General features: G+C 51.1%; 1 tRNA gene. It reads left to right on the top strand.

Annotation, left to right across the window (positions count from 1 at the left end):
* Positions 1 to 199: 199 nt before the first annotated feature.
* Positions 200 to 275, top strand: a tRNA-Glu gene (locus FQ015_RS00445).
* Position 276 lies beyond the last annotated feature (1 nt).

Raw genomic sequence — 276 nt, forward strand, 5'->3', positions numbered from 1 at the left:
GGGAACCTGCGGTTGGATCACCTCCTTACCTTAAAGAACTGTACTTTGCAGTGCTCACACAGATTGTCTGATGAAAAGTGAATAGCAAGGCGTTTACGCGTTGGGAGTGAGGCTGAAGAGAATAAGGCCGTTCGCTTTCTATTAATGAAAGCTCACCCTACACGAAAATATCACGCAGCGCGTGATAAGCAATTTTCGTGTCCCCTTCGTCTAGAGGCCCAGGACACCGCCCTTTCACGGCGGTAACAGGGGTTCGAATCCCCTAGGGGACGCCAC

The sequence above is a fragment of the Escherichia sp. HH26CH genome (assembly GCF_009820205.1).
Taxonomy (GTDB): Bacteria; Pseudomonadota; Gammaproteobacteria; order Enterobacterales; family Enterobacteriaceae; genus Escherichia; species Escherichia coli_F.